The sequence below is a fragment of the Sandaracinaceae bacterium genome, assembly GCA_016706685.1.
Lineage (GTDB): Bacteria > Myxococcota_A > Polyangia > Polyangiales > Houyiibacteriaceae > JADJJE01.
The window spans coordinates 1-24498 of sequence record JADJJE010000028.1; the positions used below are offsets into that span (position 1 = coordinate 1).

Here is a 24498-nt window from a genome sequence, read left to right on the forward strand (position 1 = left end):
CCCCGGCTCCTAGCGCGCGGGCCAGCGGGAGGTCGCTGTTGATCACCAGCGGCGCACCGGTGCGAGCCAAGCGCTCGGCGGCCTCCCGGCGCGCGGCGGGCGCCCAGCTCTTGAGGCGCACCTGCACCAGAACCTCCGCCGGGTCCACACCTGCCAGCGCCCAGAGCAGGGGCGTGACCGGGTCCGCGAGATCCGCGTCGGTGATGAGCATGACCCGCGGCAGGGCCCGCATGGAGAGCGGACCGCGCGCTCCCGCTTCAGCCACTCGTGGGCGCGCCGTTGGCCTCCGCCGAGCGGGTCTCGCCCGAAGCGGGTGCCTGGCTGCTGCCTTCGCCGCCGGCCTCGCCAGCCGTCTCAGCCTCGGGCGCAGGCTCGCGCCCCGCCAGGATGTCCGTGGCGATGGCGGCTTCCCGTGAGCTCGGGTAGCGGTCCACGATGGTCTCGAGCGTGGTGCGGCGCGCCGCCTCGTTGCCCTCGGCCTGGAACCGCTCGCTCAGCTCGAAGAGCGCCTCGGACGGGCTGTCCTGCATGCGCCGCTCCGGATCGGGGTCCGCGGCACACTGGAAGGGCGCGCTCCCCATGACGAGCGCAAACAGAGAGGCGATCAGCAGTTTCACGGTAGATCCAGGTTTCGAGCGGGCGCGTGGCTACGCGCTCAATGGTCCGAGCCAATGACGCCCTCGAGGGGGCTCGAGGCGGTGGCGTAGAGTTTCCTCGGAATCCGGCCAGAAAGGAAGGCCTCTCTGCCGGCCTCCACGGCTTTGCGCATGGCCGACGCCATGAGCACCGGGTTCTTGGCCCCCGCGATGGCCGAATTCATGAGCACGCCGTCGATGCCCAGCTCCATGGCCAGGGCCGCGTCCGATGCCGTGCCCACCCCAGCGTCCACGATCACCGGCACGCCTGCGTGCTTCACGATGATCTCGATGTTGTACGGGTTGCGGATGCCGAGGCCGCTGCCGATGGGCGCCGCGAGCGGCATGACCGCTGCGCAGCCCATGTCTTCGAGGCGCCGCGCCGAGACGGGGTCGTCGTTGAAGTAGGGCAGCACCGTGAAGCCCTCCTTCACCAGGATGGCAGCCGCCTCGAGCGTGGCCGGCACGTCGGGGAAGAGCGTGCGCTCGTCACCGATGACCTCGAGCTTCACCAGCGGGGTGTCCAGCATCTCGCGGGCGAGGCGCGCCGTGCGGACGGCGTCTTCGGCCGTGTAGCAGCCCGCCGTGTTGGGCAAGATGGTGTAGCCGCCCTCTTTCAGAAGCTGGAACACGCTGCCCTCGCCGCGCACCCTGAGGTCCACGCGCCGCACGGCCACGGTGACCACTTCGCACTGCGAAGCGGCCATGGCGGCGCGCGCCGTCTCGTGGTCGGGATACTTGCCCGTGCCGGTCAGGAGGCGCGAGCGGAAGGTGAAGCTGCCGAGGCGGAGGAGATCGTCTTCTTGCGTGTTGCTCATGGGGAGTTCCTTCAGCCGCCGCCCACGAAGTGCACCACCTCGAGCGTGTCGCCTTCGTTCAGGGTGGCGATCGCGTGCTGTGCGCGCGGGATGATCTCTCGGTTGCGCTCCACGGCCACCAGGGTGTCGCCGAGACCCAGCGCCTCCAGCAGGGCGCGCACGGTGCTGCCGGGGGCCAGCTCGCGCGCCTCGCCGTTCACGGTGACCTTCATCATCATCGTCATGGGGCGCTCATGGTAGACCGTGCGCCCGCAGCGCGCACGCAGTGAGAGAACGTCATGCCCCGCCGTCCCGTCCCCCCGCCCCCGCTCCCCCTCGACCCGTCGCTCACGCGGCAGATCCTGCTGGGCGACAACCTCGCCGTGCTCCCCACGCTGCCTCGTGGGGTGGCGCGCCTCGCGTACATCGACCCGCCCTTCAACACGGGCAAGCGGCAGGCGCACACCACCGTGAAGGCCGTGCAGGACGACGAGGGCAACGCGGGCTTCGCGGGGCGCCGCTACCGCCTCGCCGCCACGCGTGAGAAGCGCGTCTACGAGGACGCCTTCGACGACTACCTCGGGTTCCTGATGCCGCGCATCGAGGCCGCGCTCCCTTGCCTCACGCCGGACGCGTCGCTGTTCGTGCACCTCGACTACCGCGAGGCCCACTACGTGAAGGTGGCGCTCGACCAGCTGCTGGGGCGCGACGCCTTCATGAACGAGATCATCTGGGCCTACGACTACGGCGGGCGCAGCAAGTCTCGCTGGAGCGCCAAGCACGACACCATCCTCTGGTACGCGCTCGACCCGGCAAACTACGTCTTCGACTTCGAGGCCATGGACCGCATCCCCTACATGGCACCTGGGCTGGTGGGGCCCGAGAAGGCCGCGCGCGGCAAGACCCCGACCGACGTGTGGTGGCACACCATCGTCCCGCCGGGAGGCAAGGAGCGCACGGGCTACCCCACGCAGAAGCCGCTCGGCGTGCTCGAGCGCTTCATCAAGGTGCACAGCGCGCCGGGCGATGTGGTGCTCGACTTCTTCGCCGGCAGCGGCACCACCGGCGAGGCGGCGGCGCGGAACGGGCGGGGCTATGTGCTCATCGACCAGAACCCCGAGGCCGTGGCCGTCATGGAGCAGCGCTTGGGGCCCGCGCGCTAGCTCGCGCTAGCGAACGACCATCTGCATCTGCGGGGCGCGATCGCCGCGCACCACGGCCACGACGCGGGGCTTCGGGTCGAGCGCGAGGACGGCGCTGGTCAGCACGGTGGTGTAGTGCTCGAGCCCCGCTTCCATGTCGCGCACGCTGTGCCGGATGGCGGCGACGGGCTCCGCACAGTCGTCGTCGCAGGCCACGATGATGCAGGTGCTGCCGGCGCTCCAGCAGTCGGTCGCGAGCTGCTGCACGCTGCGCTGCGCGGCGCCCCACACGAGCGTGTCGGGGGAGCCCGGCACCGCGCGGCCGAACACGAGGTTGGGGGCGCACGCCGCGCCGAAGCCGGTGTCCACGAAGCGCTGCCAGCGCTCGGGCTCGGCGCCGAGGTCGATGCGGGCCGGACAGGCCACCGTGAGCGCCACGGGCCGCGCGCCGCCTGGGGCGTACTCGTCCGCCTCAGCCTCCGCGTCGTCGCCTTCGTCCACGCCGTCGAGGGGCACGTCCATGACCTCGAGGCCCACTTCGACGCTCCCTTCCACCACGGCCTCGAGCACGTCGTTGGGCTCCGTGGTGGACGCGTGTGGCAGGTCGTCGGCCCAGCGCCCCGCAGCCAGCGGGTCCATGCCCGGCGCAAAGCCTGCGCCGCCAGGGAGCTCGTCCGCCGAACGCCCAGCGAAGCCCGTGCCGCCAGGGAGCTCGTCGGCCGAGCGCCCGAACTGCCCGCCCGCCCCGGCGACTTCGTCCGCGCTGCGTCCCAGGCGCACGCCAGCACGCCCACAGTCGTCCATCACCCGCACACCACCGAGCGCCAGCATGGCCAGCACGCCGGCGATGGGGCCCAGATGGGACTTCGGTGGCGTGGACTCCATGCGCCGAGGCTAGCGCGGGGCCGTGGTCATGTCTTCCATCACGGGCATGCCCACCGGCGTGATGGTGCAGTCGCCCGGACCGCGAACGGTCACGTCCGCGACGCGCCACATGAAGCCCGTGGCGGCCAGCAGCGAGGGCCCGAACTCGGCCACCGGGACCGTGACGGTCCCGCCGCAGTAGATGCGGACGCTCACGTTGCCGCGACCGCGGAAGGCGTCGATGGCCACGCGGTAGGTGCCCGGCACGGGCTCCTGGATGTTGATGTTCTCGGGCCCGAAGCCGTTCACGTCGTCGAGGTCGAGGCGCGGGTTGTCCTCGGTGCCGGGGCCGCCCCACGGCAGGGAGCTGCGGCAGTTGGCGTAGTGGCAGTCGAGCGGCGTGAACCAGCGCGTGCCCGCCGGGTCCATCACGTGCACGTCCATGTCGGTGCCGGCCGTGTCCCAGAAGACCTCCACGCGCAGGCCCTCGTCGGACACCGCGCGCACCAGCACGTCACAGCCGGCGGTGAAGCCGTTGCCGTCTTCCACGTCGAGCCGCAGCGGATACTCGCCCACGATGTCGGGGGTGATCTGTGTGCCGAGCTGGTTGCTAGGGCTCGGCCCGCCGGCGGTGGAGCCATCCGGGTACGCGCCCTGCGTCCACGAGATGGTGGTCAGCGGCGCGTCCGAGGCCACCAGGGTGGCCGTCACCACGGCCGGCCGCAGCGGTCGCACGGTCACCACCGCCGGGCACGTCAGCACGGGCGCCGACGGGGCGGCCTCCACGGTCACCTGGCACGTGCCAGAGAGCCCGTCGTCGTCGATGGCTTCGAACTCGAGCACGTAGGGGCCCACGCGATCCGGCGTGAACGTGACCGACAGCCCAGGGTAGGGGCCTGGGGCCACGGTGCTGCTCATGGGTGTGCTCAGCACCTGCCATGCGGTGCGGACCACGCGCCCGTCATCCGTGGCCGTGGCGTTCAGCGTCACGGGGCTGCGGGTCTCCGCCGCCACCGGGCTCGCGGGGCAGGTCACGCGCGGTCCGGCCGTCATCAGCACGTCCACGGTGCACGAGGCGCTCGCCCCGTCGGCGTCGGCCACCGTGAGGGTGAGCGTGTGGGGCCCTACCGTGTCGGAGAGCAGGCTGGTGGCCAGCGCGTTGGCCGGCGAGAGGCTGGTCACGGCGCCGGCCGGCCGCTGCGTCACGCTCCACATCACGCTCGCGATGCCCTCGTCGTCCGTGGCGCTGCCGGTGAGCATCAGCGGACGGTCGATGATGCCTCGCGTGGCCTCCGGGCACACGACCATCGGGGGCGCGTTCGCCACGTCCACGAGCACGTCGCAGCTGCTGGTGAGCCCGTCGTCGTCGGTGGCGCTGTAGCGCAGGACGTACTCGCCCTGGCGTGGCGGCAGGATGGTGGTGCCGTTCCCGTTCGCCGGCATGGGGCTCACGTTCGCCATCGGCGGCTGCGACACCACGGACCAGCCGCGCGTCACCACGCTGCGCTCGTCGATGGCGGCCGCCGTGAGCGTCACCGGCTGCTGCGAGATGCCCTGCACCGGGCTGTCCGGGCAGGTCACGGTGGGCGGCGTCATCACGCGCACGTCCAGCGTGCAGGTCCCGCGCGCGCCGTCCGTGTCGGTGGCCGTGAACGTCAGACGGTGGACGCCCGACGCGTTGGACGTGAACTCCGCCACCCCGGCGTCGCCGTTCACCAGCTGCACCTGTGCCCCCATCGGCGCGCTGGTCAGGCTCCACGCGAGCGTCGAGAGCCCGTCGTCGTCGGTGGCCGTGCCGGTCACCATGAGCGGCGTGTTCACCCGCACCGTCAGCGGGCTCATGGGGCACTGCGCCACGGGCGGGACGGGCTGCGCGTTGATCACCAGCGTGCAGCTGAGCAGCTCGCCGGTGGGGCTCGTGACCTCGTAGCGCACGCTATAGCGCCCGGTCTCCGCGGGCAGCAGCGTGGCCAGCAGCCCTTCTGGGGGCGTCAGCTCCGGCGGCACGATGCTGGTGCTCTCCACCACGCTCCAGCCGCCGATCACGTCTTCGAGCCCCTCGCCGTGCTGCGCTTCGAGCTGCACCGGGCGGCGCGGTGCCACCACCAGCATGTCCGCGCGGCAGCGGATGGTCCCGGGCAAGACCACGTCCATGTCCGGCGTGCCCAGGTCCTCCGGCCCGCCGTCCGGCGGCACGTCGCCGTCCAGCGAGATGGACTGGTCCTGCAGGCCCCCGTCCGAGCGCGACTCGTCGGGGTCGGGCGAGAGCCCCGTGCGCCCACCGCAGCCTGTTTGGGCCGTGGCGAGCAGGGCGAAGGTCAGGCAGGCCAGCGAGGCGCGGGCCGAGGAGGGCGACGACGTGGTGCGGAGCGGGCGCATAGAGAGCCAATCAGGCTATCAGGCGCGGGCAGGCCGCGGCCACTTCCGGCGAAGTCACTGAACGTGCGCTCAACCCGCGCTCGCTTTCGCGCCCGTTCGCCGCTGGTGCCAGCGCAGCCCGAGCACCAGCACCACCGACACCGCCAGCATGGCGCCCAGCACCGGCCACGCGCCCGGGCGGATGCCGCCGTTCAGGTCGAACATCTCGGAGCCCATGTAGCTCATGAGGAACAGCGGCGGCGCGTAGCCCAGCAGCGAGCCCCAGAAGTGCGTGCTGAAGCGCACCTTGGAGATGCCCAGGAACGCGTGCAGCGCCTGTGGCATCCACAGCACCATGCGCAGGAAGAACACCGTGCGGAACGCGTTTCGGGCGAGCGCCTCGTCGTACTTGCGCAGGTTCGCGGGGATGCGGGCCGAGACCCAGTCTCGCGCGACGAAGCGCGCGAAGGAGAAGCCGATCACGCTGGCCGCCATGGTGCCGGTCATGGACAGCGCGAAGGCGGTCTTCCAAGGCCAGATCAGCGGTGCCGCGATGACGAACACCGTCCCGGGCGCGCCGAAGGGCTGCAGCAGCGCGAAGGCGACCACGAACACCACGTAGCCGGCCACCCCCATGGTGGCGATGTCGCGCGCCAGCTCGGCGGGGTTCGAGAGCTCGGCGAACACGCCTGCGCGGTAGGCTACGGCGATGCCCACGGCGGCGAGCAGGACGAGGCTGGTGCGCACGACCGTGAGCGTGCGCCTCGGCGGCAGGGGTCCATCCTCGAGCGCTTCGGACGATTCGGGCATCGGGAGTCCTTCGTCGCACGAATTCGCGCGGCGTTGCAGCCCCATTTCGTCGGGCGCTAGCGCAGGTACACCCGGCGCTCGCCGGGACGCACGTCCACGTGGAAGTGGTCCGCGTGCCCGGGGTAGTTGGGGGTGAGCAGGGTGGAGAGGCCGGCGTCCACGTCCCGCGCGAGATCGCAGGCGATGGACAGGAGCGCGACCTGATCGCGGCGCCGTGCCGAGTCCTGCGCCAGCGGCGGGAGCGCCCCGCACGTCTCGCGTCCCGCTTGCACCGGGAAGTTGCCGAGGATGGGCAGCACGCGCCCGTCCGCGAAGTGCAGGCGCTGGATGTCGAGCGCCAGCCCCATGGCGTGATAGCTCACGTCCGGGTCCTTCCGGTAGGCGCTGTTCACCACCACCTCGGTCACCCCGTGGCGCTCGAACACGGCGGCGATGGCAGGCAGCCGCTCCGCCAGCGCGCAGGCCACGATGAACGGCGCGTCCTCGCTGGTCTTGTCGAAGCGCACGCGGCCGTAGAGCGGCCGGAGCTCCACCAGCTGCGGTGCAGGCGTGGGGGCGTGCCGGATGTGGCGCACGAAGTCCGCGCGCTGGGCCACGCTCTCGGCGCAGCCCGTGTGGAGGGTCAGCGGCGCCGACGGCCGCCCGAACCACTCGGCGAAGGGGGCGACACGCAGCTCGGGACGCCCCGTGCGCCAGCGCTCGAACGGGGCGAAGTCCTGCTCGAGGGACGCCGCCCCCCGGCCCTCCGGGCTGCCGAGCCAGGTGAGCGCCGCACAGACGCACAGCAAGATGAGGTGCCCACGCACGGATCGGAGTACGGAAACCGCGCCGCGCGTATTCCCTCAGTTCCCGGAGGCCGGCTCGAAGACCACCTCGAACATGGCCGGCCACTGCTTGCCCGTGATGAGGAAGTGCTGCGTCTCGGGCAAGTACGCGATGCCGTTCAGCACGTCGGCGCCGAGCGAGTCCTCCCGCGTCAGCAGGCCGCGCGCGTTGACCACCGCGGTGACGTGGCCCGTCTCCGGGTCGATGCGCACCAGCTCGTCGGTCTGCCAGACGTTGGCGTAGACCACGCCATCCACGCACTCGAGCTCGTTGAGCATGCGTTGGGCCCGGCCCTCACGCGTGACGCGCACGCTGCCGGTGGGCGCGAAGCTCTCGGGGTCGCGGAAGGTCAGCGTGGCCGAGCCGTCGCTCATGATCAGGCGGTTGTCCTGGGTGTCGAGGCACAGGCCCCAGCCCTCGCCCGTGTACGCCAGCTGGCGGCGCGGCTCGAACGTGGCGAGGTCGTACTCGAAGGCCACGCCGTCCTGCCAGGTGAGCTGGATGAGCCGGTCGTCCACGATGGTGAGGCCCTCGGCGAAGTACTGCGCGTCCACCTCGCGCCGGCGCGTGACCACGCCACTGTCCAGCACCACCTCGCGCAGCGACGAGCGGCCGTTGAGCCCGGTGCTCTCGAACACGCGGCCGTCAGGGTGCACCTCGAGGCCCTGGGTGAACGCCTCGGGGTCATGGGGGAGCCTTCGCAACACGCGCACGCGCAGCTGCTCCGGGGCCGGGATGGTGCTGTCGCGCGGCGTGGGCGGGGTGGTGACCTCTTCCGGCGGCGAAACATGGACCACGTGGCCCTGCGCCACGGCTTCGCCCTCTTCGGTGCGGATGCGCCAGGCCAGCACCAGGAGCACCAGCAGGATGGCACCGGCGGCGAGCCACACGACGCCCTTGGGCGAGGGGCTCGTGGGGGGTGCGGGAGGCGCAGGCGTGGGTGGCGGCGGGGTGCTCACGGCCGGGAGAATAGCAGCGTGGCGCGCTCCGGCTCGTGGTATCCCAGCGCGCATGGGACGACATGCCGACGCCGTGAAGCTCTCCATCGCCGCCTCCAGCGTGAGGCAGTGGTACGGGTCCATGGTGCTGGGGCGCCTGCGTGTGCCGCCCGGCGCGCTCACGCTGTTCGACGCCGAGGGTGACCCCGAGTGCCGGTTGGTGCGTGAAGCGCTCACCGAACTGGACGTGGATCTGCGCATCGTGCCCGTGCCCGAGGGCGGGGCGCGCCATCGCGCGGCGCTCACCGCGCTGGGTGGCAACGGCGCGCGCGTGCCGCTGCTGGAAGACCGGGCCGCCTCCGTGGTGGTGGCCGGCAAGGACGGCATCCTGCGGCACCTCTTCGCCACCTACCGGCCTGTGGAGCCGGGCGTCCCGCTGCGCTACCGGCTCGGGTCCACCACGTCCAAGCTGGCCACGCGCATCCGGAGGGGGCGCGGCTTGCGGGCCACGCCGTCGCGTGCGGCAGAGCAAGACCTCGAGCTCTACAGCTTCGAGTCCAGCCCCTTCAGCCGGCTGGTGCGCGAGCGCCTCACCGAGCTCGAGCTCGCCTACTCCCTGCGGAACCTGGGCAAGGAGCAGCGCGCCGACATCGGGCCCGCGGGCAAGACGCTCACGTTCGGCAAGCCCTACGCGCCCGTGCCCGGTGGCAAGCGTGAGCAGCTCATGGCGCGCGGCGGGCAGATCCAGGTGCCGTACCTGCTCGACCCCAACACCGGCGCCGCGCTCTACGAGTCGCGTGCCATCCTCGAGTACCTGGACCGCACCTACGCGTTGTGAGCGGTGTATCGTTGGGCCATGACCCGCGTCATCGACCCCACCCCCGAGAGCTTCCGGGCGCTCAGCCGCACCGTGCCAGCCGGCGTGCCCATCGTCATGCTCAACCTGCTGCGCTTCCGCCCGGAGGCAGCGTACCCGCCGGGCAGCCCCCACGCGCCGTGCACCGGTCGCGAAGCCTATGCGCGCTACACGGCCCACGCCCTCGGAGCGGTGGCCGCAGCCGGGGCTGAGGTGGTCTTCCACGGAAGCGCGCTTGCGCACCCCATCGCGCCTCCCGACGAGCAGTGGGACGAGATCCTCCTCGTGGCGTACCCGAGCGTGGGTGCGTTCCTGCAGATGGTGATGGCGCCGGACTACCAGGCGCAGTCCGTGCACCGCACGGCGGCTCTCGAAGACGCGCGCCTGGTGTGCACGCAGCGCGGTGGCTGACGAGGCCGCTCGAGCCCCGCGCAAGCGGTCATGGGCCCGTTCAGGGTGTATCCTGAAGGTCCCCCTGTCTCCTCGACAGCGCTCATGACCCCGTTCCGCAAGCTCCCTCTCGTGCTCTCGCTGTCGTCACTCATGGCGGTGTCGAGCTGCTCCTCCTCACCGGGCCAGCCGCTCGGCGGCCCCGCACCACGGGCCTACGACCGCGCGCCGGAGCCGCCCGCCATCCTGCGCGACGTGGCCATGGTCAACGACGACAACGAGTGGAACGCTCCGTTCGTCCCGGGGCTGCGCACCACCATGGACGGGCGCGTGGCGCTGCGCGTGCAAGGCGGGCCGTCCACGCTGTCGTTCTCGTTGTTCGTGCCCGAGGGCGTGGCGGAGCCCATCCTCACCGGCCCAGCGGGCGCCCAGCTCTTGGCGGACGTCACACCTTTCCAGGTGGTGCTGCCGCCCGCGGCCGAGCCCAACCTGCTGCGCGTGGGCCACCACACCATCTGCGACCCCACGCAGGAGTTCGCCGTCGAGGGTGAGCGCCCCAACCCGTACGCGTGCGGCACCAACCTGGCCAACGACTGCTACGACATCACGGTCATCAGCTCCATCTCCGAGTCGTTCCGCGCGGTGCAGATGTGGGGAACGCCCGTCACGGTGGAGGTGGCCTCGCCCAAGACCGTGGACGCCAACATCGTGCGCGTGGAGCTGGGCACGTCGGTGCCCGGGGCCGAAATCCCGCTCTCGCCCGAGCTGGCCGAGGTGGCCGTCACCATCGATGGCCGCCTGCTGACCGGCCGCCTGGGCGGCGCTGCGCGCTACTGGACCAACCCGAACACGGGCGAGGAGATCGTGCGCTCCTACGATCTGATGTACTCGGTGCTCCCAGATGAGGCGGAGCCGTGTGACATCACGGCGTGGACGAACTTCCACCCTATCAGCCACGCGCCCTTCGACCCGAACATGAGGGTCTACGGGCTCGCGGCCTACCCGTTCCGTGACAGCGAGGGGCGGCTGGTGGGCGACGGCGAGGACATGGGCGGCAGCTACCCGTGGGTGGACCGCGAGGGCTCGAACGTGTTCATGACGGGCGTGCCCGGCTTCATCACAGAGCAGTCGCACGAAGACTATCCGCGCCGCTGTGTGGTGGACGGTTGCGAGCAGTACGACTACGCGATGGACTTCGACCGCGGCTTCTTGGTGGCGGGCTTGTGGACGCACGGCAAGCTCGTGCACCTCGACTCGCGCATCAACAACGTGGACTGGTCCGTGGGGATGCGCCCCGACACCCACTACCTGGTGGACCTCTACCGTGATCCCTCGGGCGACCCCGTCTCCGTGCGCTTCGGCTCCGGGCGTGGCTATGGCTCCGGCGCGCCTGGGCACCCGGCCAACGAGAACATCCTCGACTCGCTGCAGCACCTACTGAACCACGTGCCGGCGCTGCGCCCCATCACGCCGCGCGACGTGGTGTGGATCATGAACACGGGCGTGGCCACGGACGAGGTGGTGTTCGACGACTTCCTCGACCCGCGCGCCTACATCGTGTCCAGTATGCAGGCGTCGGTCACGCAGCTGCTGGACTACCAGGGGCGCTCCACGGGCGTGCCCGTGCACTGGAACGGCCAGCACCGCACCATCGGCATCAACCTGGGCGTGAGCAACCAGCGGCAGTACCGGTTGGACCACACGGTGGACGAGGACGTGCACATCCAGAATGCGGCCACCAGCCTGGGGTTCGCCGTGCCGAGCTTCGGCCTGGTCGAGGCGGGCACCGGACGAACCGAGCCGGTGGCCCTGGGTGGGTTCTACGGGCGTGGCTTCTGGCTCGATGGCGACAACCGCATCGTCTACACCGCGCCGGCCCAAGAGACGCCCATCGAGGGCGACTGGTACGTGGGCCTCTTCATCGACCCGCGCACCACCGAGGGCGCGACGCGCGCGCTCATCACCTTCCCCGATGGCACCGCGGTGCGCCTGGTGGACCGGCAGATGGTCCAGTACGTGCTCAACGAGCGCGTGTTGCACGAGGTGGCGCTGCCGCCGAGCGAGTCGGGCTGGGTGCACCTCGGCTGGCACGTGCGGCGTGAGCATCGCGAGCTGACGCTCCTGGTGAATGGCTTCCCGCTCGACCGCTACGAGGCCACGCAGCGCTTCTTCGACGTGGTGGCGGGCGAGCTCATCGTGGGGCGCGGTCCCGACCGTCGGCGCGGGCTTCGCGACGCGGGTGTGCGCGGCTGGGTCGACGACCTGAAGGTCCTCGCTCACGCCGTGGATCCGGAGGTGGCGTGCAACCACGCGGGCGGCTCGCTGGTGGCGCTGAACGGTGATGCGCTGGGGAGCCAGGCCGCGCTCTACCCCGAGTGGGCGCACGCCGAGGTGGCCGCCGTGGCGGGTGGTGCAGCGGGTACGCGCTACGCCTGCTTCCACGACTACCGCGCGGACAACACCGCCACGCTGGCCAACATCCCGGCGGGGACCACCTCGGTGCGGCAGACCATCCTCTTCCCCGAGGGGCCGCTGCGCGCTGGCGTCCCGCGCCCCGACTCGTCGGCCAACGCGTTCTGCCTGAGCTGTCACAGCGACGCGGGCATCGGCCCCATGGGGCTGGGCGCGCTCGCGTTCCGGGGCACCGTCACCCTCGAGAACGACCGCCGCCGCCAGCCGCACCAGCCACCACGCCGCGTGTTCGGCAACATCCCAGCCGGCTTCATCGCGGCGGGCGAGGGCCCGGGCAGCCCGGCCGCGGCGATGGTCGCGCCGCCCGAGGGCGTGCTCATCGAGCCGTGGTTGCTCCCGAACTGAGCGCTAGGGCGCGAGGCCCCTGTCGGGGCACGAGAAGCTGATAGCATCCCGCGCATGGTGCACCTCTTCTCCGCCTGGGCTCGCGGGACGCGCGGCCTCGTCTTGCTCTCGCTCGCCACGTTGGCAGCCACATCATTTGCAGGTTGCGGCGGTGACGGCCCGGGCCCGCTGCCCATCGCCGAAGGCAACCCGTGCGAGGGGCCGGTCACCTTCGCGGTGGGCGACGAGGGTCACACCGAGCCGCTGGGCTCCCGCCCCAACGAGGCCCGCGCAGGGCGCCTGCCCGCCGACGCCGTTCCGCCCGACCCGCGTGGGCTGAACACCTATCAGGCGGGTGACTTCGTGCTGGCCAACGAGCACGTGGGGCTCATCATCGAGGACGCGCGGCCGTCGGACCACTTCGTCGAGACGGGCGGCATGCTGGTGGGGCTCGGGCGCATGCGCGATGGCGCGCTGGTGGACGTGGCCGACTTTGGTGAGCTGGTGCCCAGCATGGGCATGTTCGTGCTCGACCCAGAGAGCGTGACCGTGCTGCGCCGCGGCGGCCGCGGGCAGACCGCCGTGGTGCGCGTGGTGGGCACCATGCGCGCGTTCGGGGCGCTGCCCGAACTGTTCGAGCTGTTCCTGCGCGGCGACCACACCGACTGGCAGGTGGCCATGGACTACTCGCTCGCGCCGGGCGCCGAGGTGGCCGAGATCACCGTGCACGCCGCCAACGCGAGCACCGAGGCCGAGAGCGTGTTGAGCAACGCGCTCTTCGCCGTGCAGGCCAACCGCATGCCGCTCTACGCGCCGGGCGTGGGCGCCAACACTCCGTCGGGCACGTTCCCCTTCCTGGGCTTCGTGGACGACCAGGGTACCAGCTACGCGTGGGAGTCGCCGGCTGGGCCCATCGACACGCTGCTGTCGGTGAGCAACCTGCAGTTCTACCGCGCCCCCGGCTACGAGCTGCCGGCGTGCGCGGTGCACTCCGAGGTGATCGCGCGCGTGCACGTGGGCGAGCGCGGCTGGGACGGGCTGCGCGAGTCCATGGCTCGCACCAGCGGCGAGACCCTGCGCGCGGTGACCGTGTCGGTGCGCTCCGCGTCGGACGCGCCACTCGAGGGTGCCCGCGTGCACGTGAGCAACGACGCCGACGAGTACGTGACGCGCGGCATCACCGACGCGAGCGGGAACACCGTGGTGCACCTGCCCGCCGGTGCGCACGCGGTGGAGGCTTTCGTGAGCGGGCCCGGGCGCTCGGGCGCGGTGGCTCTCCCCGCCGACGCCACCAGCGTGACGCTGACTTTCCCGGCCATGGGCGCGCTCACGGTCGCGGCCCGCGTCGCGGGTGAAGCGGACGTGTTGCCGGCCCGTGTGGCCATCGAGCCCATCGACGCCCTCGCGCCCGTGACACCCGCCAGCTGGGGTGAGTCCCTCCCGCCGCACGGCCTCACCGTGCTGGAGTTCCAGACGCTCACGGACGGCACTTACACGCTTCCGCCAGGCGACTACCGCGTGACCGTCTCGCGTGGCTACGAGTACGAGCTGCACACCGAAGAGGTGCAGGTCACCGCAGGCGCGACCGCCGTCGTCACAGCGGACCTCGAGCACGTGGTGGACACCGCAGGCCAGCTCTGCGGGGACTTCCACATCCACACCAACCGGTCGTTCGACGCCGAGGACGAGGCCGAGGGCATGGTGCGCGCCGCCGCCGCCGAGGGGCTGGAGATCCCGCTGCGCTCCGACCACGAGTGGGTGGCCGACTTCGAGCCGATCATCGCGGCCATGGGCCTCGGGGACTTCCTCTTCGGCGTGGTCTCGCTCGAGATGACCACCTTCGACTACGGCCACTTCGGGGTCTTCCCCCTCGCCATCGACGAGGATGCGCACAACGACGGCGCGGTGGACTGGGTGGGGCGCTCGCCGCAGGAGGTGTTCGACGACATCCACGGGCGTGTGGTGGAGGGGGCGGCGCCGTTGGTGGTGGCCAACCATCCCCGCGCGGTCCCCGGCCTGCTCGGCTTCTTCACTTCGGCGGCGTTCGACTCCGCCACCGGACAGCCCGGCATGCCGCAGTTCTGGAGCGACGACTTCGACCTCATCGAGGTCTTCAACGACTCGAGCTTCGACGAGAACTCGCAGCTGGTGACGGACTGGTTCGGGTTCCTCAACCGCGGCCGCCGCATCTTCGCGGTGGGGTCCTCGGATACGCACCAGGTCTACGACATCCCGCTGGGCTACCCGCGCACCTGCGCGCGCCTTGGCACCGATGACACCGCCACCCTGCGCGGCATGGGGCCCGCGCCGCTGCGGGACGCCATGGCAGGCGGGCACAGCGTCATCAACGGAGGCGTCCACTTGAGCGCGCTGCATGCGAGCGGCGCGCGACCCGGCGAGGTGGTCACCAACGCCGCCACCGGCGAGCTGGTGCGCGTGGTGGTCCAGGCGCCGCAGTGGGTGGACGTGGACAGCCTGCGCGTCTACGTGAACGGCGTGTTGGTGGAGACCATCGCGCTCGACACCACCACGGCCGACCCACTGAACCCCGTGAGCCGCTTCGACGCCGACGTGAGCGTCCCCACCGGCGACATGGCCGCGTGGGTGGTGTTCGTGGCCGCGGGCGACACGGACCTCACCCCCGTGCACCCCGGGCGTATGCCCTTCGGCGTGACCAACCCCATCTTCTTCGAGCCCTGAGCCGCTTCTCGCTACACTGCACAACCCATGTCCACCCTCGAGATCCCTGCCGCGCGCCTGCACGCCCTGACGTGGGGCACCACTCGCCCCGAGGCACCGCTGGCCGTCTTGCTGCACGGCTTCCCGGACATCCCGCACAGCTGGGAGCCGGTGGCGCTGCGCCTGGCCGAGCAGGGCTACCGCGTGGTCGCGCCCTACATGCCGGGCTACCACCCGTCGGCGCCACCGGAGCGTGGCGACTTCCTCGAGGTGAGCGACCGCATCCTCGCGCTGGTGGACGCGCTCTCGCCCACGCGTCCGGTGTACCTGGTGGGCCACGACTGGGGCGCCGCGGTCAGCTACGTGCTCTTGGCCCGCGCCCCCGAGCGCTTCCGCGCGGCGGGCACCATGGCCGTGCCGCACATCCAGGCGTTCGTGCGCAACGGTCTCGGCAACCCGAAGCAGCTGTGGCGCAGCCGCTACATGGCGTTCTTCCAGCTGGTCCCCGTGGCCGACGCGCTGGTCCCGCGCGACGACTACGCCTTCATCCGCAAGCTGTGGCGCGACTGGTCACCGGGGTACTCGCTTCCCGAGGCGCACTTCGCCGAGCTGCGCGCGTGCTTCGACGCGTCCATGCCGGCGCCGCTCGCGTGGTACCGGCCGCAGTCGGGCGCCATGGGTGCGCGCCTCCGTGACCTGCCCACGGTGCTGGGGCTGCTCACGCGCCCGCTGTTGGTGCCCACGCTCTACCTTCACGGCGAGGACGACGGCTGCATCGGCGTGTCGGTCACGCAGGGGCAGCGGCGCTACTTCGCGGGCGACTTCGAGGACGACGTGATCGCGTCGGCGGGCCACTTCCTGCAGCTGGAGCAGCCCGTGCGCGTGGCCACGCGCGTGCTCGACTTCTTTGCGCGTTACCCCCTCTCTTCCCGCGGCGCCTAGGCCGCGCGCGCTCACCACCAGATGGCGATGCCGAGGCCCAGCCAGGCCGCGAGCGCGATGGCGATGACACCCGCCGAGAGCCGCAGCGCGTAGCCGCGATCACGCGAGAGCGAGGCCATCACGATCTTGGTCACGGTGTTGACCGAGAGGGCGACCACCACGGCCAACATCGCGCTCTCGGAGTCGAGTCGCCCGTTGTGGTGCAGCGTGGCCACCGACGCCGACGTGGCGTGCGCGTCCACCAGCCCTGCCACGGCCGAGACCACTACCATGCTGGCTCCGCCGAGCTTCTCGCTGAGCGCCGCGCCGACCACCGCCAGCGCCATGCTGGCCAAGCCGATCAGCAGGGCAGGGAGCCACTGGAAGGCACGCCCCTTGGGGACGTCCAGCTGCACGGCGGCGCGCGCGCGGGCGAACGTGAACGTGGTGGCGAGGGCGGTCAGTGACGCCAGCCCGAGCGGCAGCGCCAGCCGCACCACGAGCGCCTTGTCCACGGCCGCGATGATGACGGAGTAGAACACCACCGTGGCGACACTGGATGCGAGCCCCCCCGCGACGGCTGCGTTGCGTGCGCTGGGGTCGGCCTTCGCGCGCAGCCCCATGGAAGCGATCGTGGCCGAGCTCGAGACGAAGCCCGCCACGAAGCCCGCCACGAGCAGCCCGTGGCGCTGTCCGAGCGCGCGCTGGGCGTAGTACCCCGCTGCCCCGATGCCGAGCACCACCAGCACGATGCGCGCGATGCTCTGCGGGTTGATCGCCTGGTAGGGGCCCAACCCGACATCGGGGGTGAGCAGCACGACGACACCGAGCACGGCCAGCAGCAGCCAGTCTGCGCGGGTGGCCCCCCCTGTTGGGGTGTTCTCGGGTTCGGCGACGCTCACGGCGCTCTATATACCGCCAACGTGGCGAAGGGGGAGACAGCGCCGCTGGAATCCTCTAGTCTGTCCGGTCAGGAGTCGACCATGCGCCACCCCCACTTTTCTCTCTTTCATCACGTTCCGTTCTCCACGCGCACGTTCCGTGCGTCCCTCCTCGGGCTCTGCCTCGCTGCGGTTGGCTGCGGGGACGGCGCCGACAACGTGGTGGAACAGCCGCCCATCCTCCCCAGCGTCTCGAACGTCAGCGTGGGTGACCCGACCTGTCCGACGGGCGGCGTGCGTGTGCAGGTAGGCGCGGACACCAACTTGGACGGTGATCTGGACGACGACGAAGTCGAGCAGACGTCCTACGTCTGCAACGGCACCGACATGGTGGGCGGCGAGGACGACGTCCTGGTACGCACCGTGAACCTCGACCCGGGCATCGAGTGCGTGGCCGGTGGCCGCCGCCTCGACATCGGCCTCGACAACGGCGATGGCACGGGCATTCAGGGCAATGACGTGCTGGAGGACGAGGAGGTCGACACCAGCTTCCTCGACTGCAACGGGACCATGATGGTGGTGGTCACGCCTCCCACGGGCAACGCCGGCACGTTCGTGTTCGACACCCATGGCGGCTCCGCAACAGGCGGCACCGGCGGCGCCGCGGGCAGCCTGCGTGACGATGCCGACACCGAGTTCGTGAACAGCTACCTCATGCTCGCGAGCACGGGCACCGTGGACGCCACTTGCACGGTGCCCACCGTGACGCTCGATCTCGGCGACGTCCCGGCTGCGTTCGCGGCCACCACCACCGTGGCCATCGTGGCCGCCGCAGACGAGGCCGCGTTGCCGGACGGCACGGTGTTCGGGCGCACGGGCGACACCGGGCTCTATGTCTGGGACGCCACCGACATGGTCGCGAACCGCGCCACGGGCCTCAGCGTCGCGGCTGGGGCGACCGTCACGCTCCCGATCAACAATGCGTACACGCCGGAGGGCGTGGGGCTCTTCTTCGACCGCGATGTCGACATCGCCGGCACGCTGACCACCACGGCGAGCGCGAGCACGCGTGGGCACCTCGAGATCGGCGGCCGCCAGGTGCGCCTGGGCGCGGCGTCCACGCTGCAGACCGGCGGGGCGGCAGACCAGAACAGCGGCTACGTCTCCGTGAGCGCCGGCCAAGACCTGATCGCCCTCGGTGCCATCTCCACCGTCGGCAGCGCCGGCGCTTCGGGCCGCTCAGGCGGCTCCGTGCGGCTCGCGGCCGATGGCGCGGTGTACGCAGGCGGCACCATCAACACCAGCGGCGGCGCAGCGACGGGCGGCACGGGTGGCGACGGCGGGAACGTCTCTCTGGAGGGCGAGACCCGCATCATCTGCAACTCGGCCGACATCACGGCCGATGGCGGCGCCGCCGATGGCGACGCTGGCGACGGGGGCGACATCCACTTCGGAGAGGACTGCCTCTACGGCATCCCTCTCGAGATCCGCAACAGCGGCGACCTGCGTACGCGCGGCGGCAGCGAGGCCGGCACTTGTGACGCCACCTGCAGCGGCGGCGAGGGCGGCCGAATCGACTTCGTCGCGGCTCTCTCGGGCGGAATCTCCAGCAGCGGCTCGCACGACACCCGCGGCGGCAACTCCGCCAACGGTCAGGGTGGAGCAGGCGGCGTCCTCAACTTCCGTCAGGGCTTCACGTTCGAAGATACTCGGGGCGTGGCGCGCTACGAGATCACCGGTGCCGTCACCACGTTCGGCGGCGACGGCGCCACGGGGGGCGGACATGGCGGAGACGTGTACACGGCCAATCACGGGGCCATTGGCTCCGCGACGCGCTTCCTCGGCTATGCATCGGCGCTGATGGACGGCGGCGATGGGACCGACGCGGGCGGCGACGCGGGCTCCATCGTGCTCAGTCCAGAGGCGAGCGAGACGGATGGTGGCCTCGGGTTCTTCGTGCACACCAACGTCTCGGCAGCGGGCGGCACGGGCGGCACGGGCCGCGGCGGCAACGGTGGTCGGATCGAGTTCGGGCCGGACATCTTCAATGAGGTGGGCGTGAGCGGCGCGCCCCTCCAGAACTTCGTCGTCGAAGGCACCATCAACCTGAGCGGTGGCGATGGCGCGCAGGCCGGCAGCGGTGGCTCCATCGTCGCGAACTCGGGGTGCAGCCCCGACCCGGCTGTCACCGGTATCGAGGTTGCCGGCACCTTCACCCTGGACGGCGGGGACGCGAGCCAGAGCGGCGGCGGCACCGCGGGCGGGCTGTACTTGATCACGGCGCGCGGCACGGCGACCGTCTCGGGCACCATCTCCGCGCGGGGCGGCGTGGGCGCGATGGGGGACGGTGGCTACTTCCCCGGGTCCATCGTGTTCGGCGTTCCTGCCACGGTCTCGGCGGCCTTCACGGCGGCAGGCGGGATGGGCTCCACCACGGGCGGCGACACCGAGGACATCGCCATCCTCTCGGCGGGCACCTCCACGGTCACGGGCACGGTCACGGTGACCGCCGGTGCGGGGCCCACGGCCCAGACCGCTGGGACTCAGGGGAGCGTGCGCATCGACTCGGGCAGCACGTGCGTCGGGCCGACCTGACGTCGACCGTGTAGACGGGCGCTCTCACCGAGCGCCATCACCTGGAAAAGGGGCCCCCTCTCGGGGCCTCTTCGCTTTCTGGCCTCAGAACTGGAAGTAGTAGAACGGCTCACCGGAGCCAGCGCCCAGCGACAGCGCCGTCACCATGAGCGTGATGAAGGCCACGCGGGCGGGCCAGCCCACGCGTGCCAGGGCGCCCTCGGTCTGGAAGCGCCGGTTGAGCCAGTGCACGGCATAGAGCACCGCCAGGGTGAGGAACCAGAGCGGGCTGATGGCCAGTGGGCCGTCCTGCCACGTGGCGATGCGCCGGTACATGGCGAACGCGCTGTCCACGCTCGGCGCGCGGAACGCGATGGTGGAGAGGCTGAGGAAGAGCGCCATGCTGGCCAGCCCGAACACGGTGGAGACGCGCCCCCTCGGGAACAGCCAGCCACGGTGTTTCAGGAAGCGGTAGGCCACCAGCAAGAGGCCGTTGAGCGCGCCCCACAGCACGAACGTCCAGCTGGCCCCGTGCCACAGGCCGAACGCCATCCAGGTGAGCATGGAGTTGAACGCGGTGCGCCACTCGCCTCGCCGGTCGCCGCCCAGCGGCTGGTAGAAGTAGTCGCGGAACCACGTCCCCATGGTGATGTGCCAGCCCCGGCGGTACTCGATGGGGTTGGTGGCCAGCAGCGGGAAGTCGAAGTTCTTGGGGACCTCGTAGCCCAGCAGGCGCGCGAGGCCGACCGCCATGGTGGAGTAGCCCGCGAAGTCGCAGTAGATCTGGCAGTTGAAGCAGAACGAGGCGACCAGCAGCGCCGACCCCGAGAAGTGCTCGGGCTCCGCGAACACGCGGTCCACGACGTTGGCGAAGCCGTCGGCGATGACCACCTTCTGGAACAGCCCCACCAGGCACAGCTCGACGCCCTCGAGCACGGCGCGCTGGTCGGGGAGGCGTGCGCGCGCGATCTGCGGGATGAAGTCGGCGGCTCGCAGGATGGGCCCCGCGATGAGCTGCGGGAAGAAGGCCACGAAGAGCAGGAAGTCTCCGAAGCTGCGCACCGGCTTGGTGTCGCCGCGGTACACGTCGATGGTGTAGCTCAGCGTCTGGAACGTATAGAACGAGATGCCGAGCGGCAGCGTGACGTCGATGCGCAGGCCATCTGCCGTGGCGACACCGAGCGCGCCCAGCGCGACCAGGTTGTCCAGCAAGAACCCCACGTACTTGAAGTAGACGAGCACGCCCAGGTTGCCCACCAGGCTCACGGCGAGCAGGGCGCGGCGTTTGCGCCGCAATGCAGCCACCGCCTTCGCGCTCTCCACCGTGTCCCCGTCGCTCCCGGTCACACCCGGCACGGGCAGCGCCCCGAGGCGCAGCGCCACCGCGTAGTCGAGCACGCTCGAGTAGAGCAGCAGCAAGAGGAACGGGGGGTTCCACGACGCATAGAACGCGTAGCTGGCCAACACCAAGAGGCCGCGTCGGAAGGGCAGCAGCCGGTGGAGCACCAGCACCACCGCGAAGAACGCCCAGAACTCGACGGAGTCAAAGCGCATGGTCGGGCTCGCCCAGGGTCCAGCGCGTGAAGCGCTCTGCGGCGCGTCGGTTCAGGTGAATGAGGTCGCGAAAGTCGTGCCGCGTGAACTCGGGGCGGGTCTCACGCGTGAGGAGCTCGGTGGCTGGCAGGTCCAGCTCGCGCAAGCAGTGCTCCAGCCTGTCGGCCACCATGTCACGGCTCGCCTCCGTACCGGGAGCCAGCGGCGCGATGGCCAGCACGAGCGTGCCTCCCGCGTCACGCACCTCTTCGGCGAAGAGCCGGAGCGCCCGCAGGTGGATGGCGTCGCAGCGGAAGTCGGCGTCGCGCGCGCGGCGCAGGGTGTCCAGCTGTTCCCCAATGCTGGGCGGCGGCTCCGTGGGCAGCGCGGTGATGTCTCGATACGAGCCCAGCAACGCGCGGCGCAGCTCGCTCCTGCGCCGCACCACGATGTGGCTGGCGGAAAGCGTGCGTGAGCCGTGCTCGCTGCGGTCGGCGAACAGGTCACTCAGCGGAAAGAGGCGCGCGGCCATGCGTGGGGAGTACGTGCGCGTGCGGTCCCAGCGCACCTCGTCCAGCATCAGCAGGGGCAGCGCCGGAACGTGCACGCGCTCCGGCCGCAGCTGCCGGATGGTGGGCGCCAGCATGGCCAGCTCCAGCCCCGACATGGCAGGCATCCACAGCTTGTCGACGCGCTCGCGGGGCTCCCCGAGAACGTCCCCCATGGTGCGCAGGGCGTAGTTCGAGTCGGCCACGCTGCTCCCCATCACCAGCGCCGCGAGCCTCGGCCTCGCAGCCATCCGGTGCGCGTGCGCCTCCAGCACCAGGGCGGCGTCCTCGCTGCCGCTCGTGCCCTCCTCGGCGAGTTCCCAGAAGGCCGAAGAGTGCGTGCAGAGCGCGTCGGTCCCCACGAACGCCGCGAGCCCGATCAGGACGCACGCGACCAGCGTCAGGTTGCCGCGGCGGGGCGACGGATCGCTCTCCGGACTCTTGTCCATGGCGCGTACTACCACTTCACGCCGCGGGCGAGGAGCGCGTTCCTACCAGGCTGTTGGCCTTCGCCCGCGTGGCCCGATGCAGCGCCTGCGTCAGGTCGGCCTGCTCGAAGGGCTTTGCCAAGAGCTCCACGTCGGCCAGATCGGTGTCGTTGCCGGTGAGCGCATCCCCCGAGTATCCGCTCATCAAGATGGCGGGCAGGCCACGGCGCTGACCCAAGATCTGCCGCATGGCGGCGGGGCCCGTCATGCGGGGCATGCGCACGTCGAACAGCAGCAAGTCCACACGCTCGCCGTCGGCCTGGTAGCGCTCGAGGGCCTGCGCGCCATCCACGGCGGCGAGCACCTCGTGACCGTCTGCGCGCAGCATCTCGGTGAGCACCTGTCGCACCGCGGGGTCGTCCTCGGCCAGCAGCACGGTGAGCGGCGCCGCCGAGTCCGTGCTGTCCACGCGCGCCATCGCGACCGGGCGCTCGGCCGTGCGCGGCAGCCGCACCACGAAGCGGGCTCCCCCCTCGGGCCCGTCCTCCACGTGGATCTCGCCGTCGTGTGCGCGAACGATGCCGAACACCACGGACAGGCCGAAGCCCGTCCCCTGGCCGCGCGCCTTGGTGGTGAAGAACGGCTCGAAGATGCGCTGGCGCAGCTCGGGCGGCACGCCGGTGCCCTGGTCGGTGCTGGAGAGGACGATCCACTGGTCGTCCACCTCGATGCGCAGGTCGATGCGGCCACCTTGCGGCATGGCATCGCGCGCGTTCACGCAGAGGTTCATGAGCACTTGGTCCAGCTGGGTCTCGTCCACGAGCGCCATCGCGGGCTGTGTTCCCACCGAGACATCGAGCGAGACGTTCTCGGGCAGCAGGCGCACCAGCATCTCGCGAGCGCGCTGCAGCGTCTGGTTCAGGTCCACGGGGACCCGCTGCACGGGCGAGCGGTGGCTGAACGCCAGCAGGCGACTGGTCAGCGCGGCCGCGCGTCGCACCGCGTCACTGGCGTTGTCCAGCACCTTCGCGCGGGTCGCTTGGCTGCAGCTGGGGTGCTGCGCCAGCTCCAGGTTGGCGCCGATGGCCTGCAGCAAGTTGTTGAAGTCGTGCGCGATGCCGCCGGCCAGGTTGCCCACGCTGTCCATGCGCTGCGCGTGTACCAGCTGGTCGTTGAGCACCTCGAGCGCTGCGGCGTTCACGCGTGACTCGGTGACGTCTTCGGCCTGCAGCAGGAACGCTCGCTTCCGCTCGGACAGGGGGATGCGGCTGACACGCACGTTCCACTCGCGGCGCTCGCCCGCTTCGTCCGTGACCTGCACCAGGCTGGGCGGGTCCTCCGCGCGCACGGCCAGCGCGGCCCGCACCACGCCCTCGAGCGGCTCGGCCAGCCAGGTGGAGATGGGCTGCCCACGCAGGCGCTCGGGGTCCGAGATCAGCATGCGCGCGATCCGCGGATTGGCGTCCAGCACCAGGCCGTCGTCCGTGACCATCGCCATGCCGATGGGGGCGTGCTCGAACGCGTTCGCGAAGCGCTCGTTGCTGACGCGCGTGGCCACCTCGGCGCTGCCCCGCTCGGCGTTGAGCGCCGTCAGCAGCAGGGACAGCATGGCGGCGGCCGTGATGAAGAGCCAGAGCGGCACCGGCGCGAGCGAGCCCTCGAGGCCAGCCAGCGGGCCGCCGGTCAGCGCGGTCCCGACCACGGCCACCAGGCACAGCAGCGCGCACGCCGTGGCAGCGCCACGTGGCCCGAGCCGGAGGGCGGCCCACACCACGGAGCTGATGGGCACCACCAACAGGGCGCTGCGCAGCTCCACACCCATGCGCGGCGCCGCGAACGCCAACGAAGAGGCTGCGATGGTCACCAGCAGTGTGCCCACCCAGCGGCGCAGCGGAACGGAGCGCGCGGGGCGCAGCCAGGTCAGCACCAGCGGGCCGACCACCAGCGCGCCCGTGGCGTCGCCCGCCCACCACAGCGCGGCGGTGGGCAGCCAGCCCTTCGCCTCGATGGTGCCCGTCACCAGCAGCGAGGTGGCCCCGCCCAGGGCCGCGCAGAGCGGCGCCAAGAGGCCTGCGATGAGGGCGAAGTCACGCACCTCGCGACGCGACTCGAAGCTGCCGCGGAAGCCGGCGCGGGCCAGCAGCTCTGCGGCCACCAAGGCCTCGAGGGTGTTGCCGCAGGCGATCAGCGCGGCCGTCAGGGGACTGCCGCCGATCAACAGATTCACGATCAGCGCGCCCACCCACACGGGCGCGGCCATGCGACGCCCACCCAGCACCAAGGCGGCGAGCGCGATGCCCGTGGGCGGCCAGATGAGCGACACGGCCCCTGCGATGGAAGCCAGCTGCAGCCCCCCGAGGCCACCCGCCACGTAGCCGATCACCACCAGCGAGGCGCGCGCCAACGGGTGTCTATCGAGGTACAGGGTCACGGGCCGATTCGCTCTGCTTTCCCGCAGGAGGCAAGGAACACGAAGGGGGGATCTTCGGCTCGGGCGGAGTGTGCCTCGGAACAGGGAGGCCT

At 71.3% G+C, this 24498-nt stretch carries 20 protein-coding genes; 7 read left to right on the top strand and 13 right to left on the bottom strand.

The window, feature by feature from the left end:
* From IPI43_26330 to thiS, 4 genes are all read right to left on the bottom strand, one after another.
* A partial coding sequence (locus IPI43_26330) for a hypothetical protein (protein ID MBK7777595.1) occupies positions 1-232 on the bottom strand: 232 nt, incomplete at its 3' end.
* A 25-nt stretch (positions 233-257) separates the two neighbouring features.
* Positions 258-617: a hypothetical protein gene (locus IPI43_26335; protein ID MBK7777596.1), complete on the bottom strand. Its 360-nt coding sequence runs from the start codon at positions 615-617 to the stop codon at positions 258-260.
* A gap of 38 nt (positions 618-655) precedes the next feature.
* Positions 656-1453 carry a thiazole synthase gene (locus tag IPI43_26340; GenBank protein MBK7777597.1) on the bottom strand — a complete coding sequence of 266 codons (798 nt, stop codon included), beginning with the start codon at positions 1451-1453 and terminating at the stop codon, positions 656-658.
* Between the two features lie 11 nt (positions 1454-1464).
* Positions 1465-1665 carry a sulfur carrier protein ThiS gene (gene thiS, locus IPI43_26345; protein ID MBK7777598.1) on the bottom strand — a complete coding sequence of 67 codons (201 nt, stop codon included), beginning with the start codon at positions 1663-1665 and terminating at the stop codon, positions 1465-1467.
* A 66-nt stretch (positions 1666-1731) separates the two neighbouring features.
* On the opposite strand from thiS, the gene IPI43_26350 reads away from it, so the two are divergent.
* The gene (locus IPI43_26350; protein ID MBK7777599.1) at positions 1732-2595 is read left to right on the top strand and encodes a site-specific DNA-methyltransferase; all 864 of its coding nucleotides are present in this window, start codon (positions 1732-1734) and stop codon (positions 2593-2595) included.
* A gap of 6 nt (positions 2596-2601) precedes the next feature.
* Here the strand turns inward: IPI43_26350 and IPI43_26355 are convergent, their stop codons facing one another.
* The 5 genes from IPI43_26355 to IPI43_26375 form a co-directional block, all read right to left on the bottom strand.
* Positions 2602-3459 (bottom strand): hypothetical protein, encoded by an 858-nt coding sequence (locus tag IPI43_26355; GenBank protein ID MBK7777600.1) that lies wholly within the window; start codon positions 3457-3459, stop codon positions 2602-2604.
* Positions 3460-3468: 9 nt separating this feature from the next.
* Positions 3469-5817, bottom strand: a complete 2349-nt coding sequence (locus IPI43_26360; protein MBK7777601.1) for a hypothetical protein — start codon at positions 5815-5817, stop codon at positions 3469-3471.
* 69 nt (positions 5818-5886) lie between these two features.
* Complete coding sequence (locus tag IPI43_26365; protein MBK7777602.1) at positions 5887-6606, bottom strand: TVP38/TMEM64 family protein; 720 nt, start codon at positions 6604-6606, stop codon at positions 5887-5889.
* A gap of 56 nt (positions 6607-6662) precedes the next feature.
* On the bottom strand, positions 6663-7412 hold the full coding sequence (locus IPI43_26370) for a hypothetical protein (protein ID MBK7777603.1): 750 nt from the start codon (positions 7410-7412) through the stop codon (positions 6663-6665).
* 36 nt (positions 7413-7448) lie between these two features.
* The gene (locus IPI43_26375; GenBank protein ID MBK7777604.1) at positions 7449-8168 is read right to left on the bottom strand and encodes a glutaminyl-peptide cyclotransferase; all 720 of its coding nucleotides are present in this window, start codon (positions 8166-8168) and stop codon (positions 7449-7451) included.
* 274 nt (positions 8169-8442) lie between these two features.
* Between IPI43_26375 and IPI43_26380 the strand changes: the two genes are divergently transcribed.
* The 5 genes from IPI43_26380 to IPI43_26400 all read left to right on the top strand — a co-directional run bounded on the left by IPI43_26380 (position 8443) and on the right by IPI43_26400 (position 16032).
* Positions 8443-9207 carry a glutathione S-transferase N-terminal domain-containing protein gene (locus IPI43_26380; protein ID MBK7777605.1) on the top strand — a complete coding sequence of 255 codons (765 nt, stop codon included), beginning with the start codon at positions 8443-8445 and terminating at the stop codon, positions 9205-9207.
* Positions 9208-9225: 18 nt separating this feature from the next.
* Positions 9226-9636: a DUF1330 domain-containing protein gene (locus IPI43_26385; protein MBK7777606.1), complete on the top strand. Its 411-nt coding sequence runs from the start codon at positions 9226-9228 to the stop codon at positions 9634-9636.
* A gap of 84 nt (positions 9637-9720) precedes the next feature.
* A complete protein-coding gene (locus IPI43_26390) occupies positions 9721-12432 on the top strand; it encodes a hypothetical protein (GenBank protein MBK7777607.1) in 2712 nt (903 codons plus the stop codon).
* A 54-nt stretch (positions 12433-12486) separates the two neighbouring features.
* Positions 12487-15111, top strand: a complete 2625-nt coding sequence (locus tag IPI43_26395; GenBank protein ID MBK7777608.1) for a CehA/McbA family metallohydrolase — start codon at positions 12487-12489, stop codon at positions 15109-15111.
* Positions 15112-15138: 27 nt separating this feature from the next.
* On the top strand, positions 15139-16032 hold the full coding sequence (locus IPI43_26400; GenBank protein ID MBK7777609.1) for an alpha/beta hydrolase: 894 nt from the start codon (positions 15139-15141) through the stop codon (positions 16030-16032).
* Positions 16033-16043: 11 nt separating this feature from the next.
* Here IPI43_26400 and IPI43_26405 read toward each other — a convergent pair whose 3' ends face one another.
* Positions 16044-16913 (bottom strand): DUF4010 domain-containing protein, encoded by an 870-nt coding sequence (locus tag IPI43_26405; protein ID MBK7777610.1) that lies wholly within the window; start codon positions 16911-16913, stop codon positions 16044-16046.
* Positions 16914-16994: 81 nt separating this feature from the next.
* On the opposite strand from IPI43_26405, the gene IPI43_26410 reads away from it, so the two are divergent.
* The gene (locus IPI43_26410; protein MBK7777611.1) at positions 16995-19487 is read left to right on the top strand and encodes a hypothetical protein; all 2493 of its coding nucleotides are present in this window, start codon (positions 16995-16997) and stop codon (positions 19485-19487) included.
* 84 nt (positions 19488-19571) lie between these two features.
* Here the strand turns inward: IPI43_26410 and IPI43_26415 are convergent, their stop codons facing one another.
* The 3 genes from IPI43_26415 to IPI43_26425 are packed head-to-tail and all read right to left on the bottom strand — an operon-like array spanning position 19572 to position 24406.
* Entirely contained in the window at positions 19572-21020 is a 1449-nt protein-coding gene (locus IPI43_26415) for an MBOAT family protein (protein ID MBK7777612.1), read from the bottom strand.
* Positions 21010-21996: a hypothetical protein gene (locus tag IPI43_26420; protein MBK7777613.1), complete on the bottom strand. Its 987-nt coding sequence runs from the start codon at positions 21994-21996 to the stop codon at positions 21010-21012. The genes IPI43_26415 and IPI43_26420 overlap by 11 nt, the downstream gene beginning before the upstream one ends.
* 16 nt (positions 21997-22012) lie before the next feature.
* The gene (locus IPI43_26425; protein MBK7777614.1) at positions 22013-24406 is read right to left on the bottom strand and encodes an MASE1 domain-containing protein; all 2394 of its coding nucleotides are present in this window, start codon (positions 24404-24406) and stop codon (positions 22013-22015) included.
* Positions 24407-24498 lie beyond the last annotated feature (92 nt).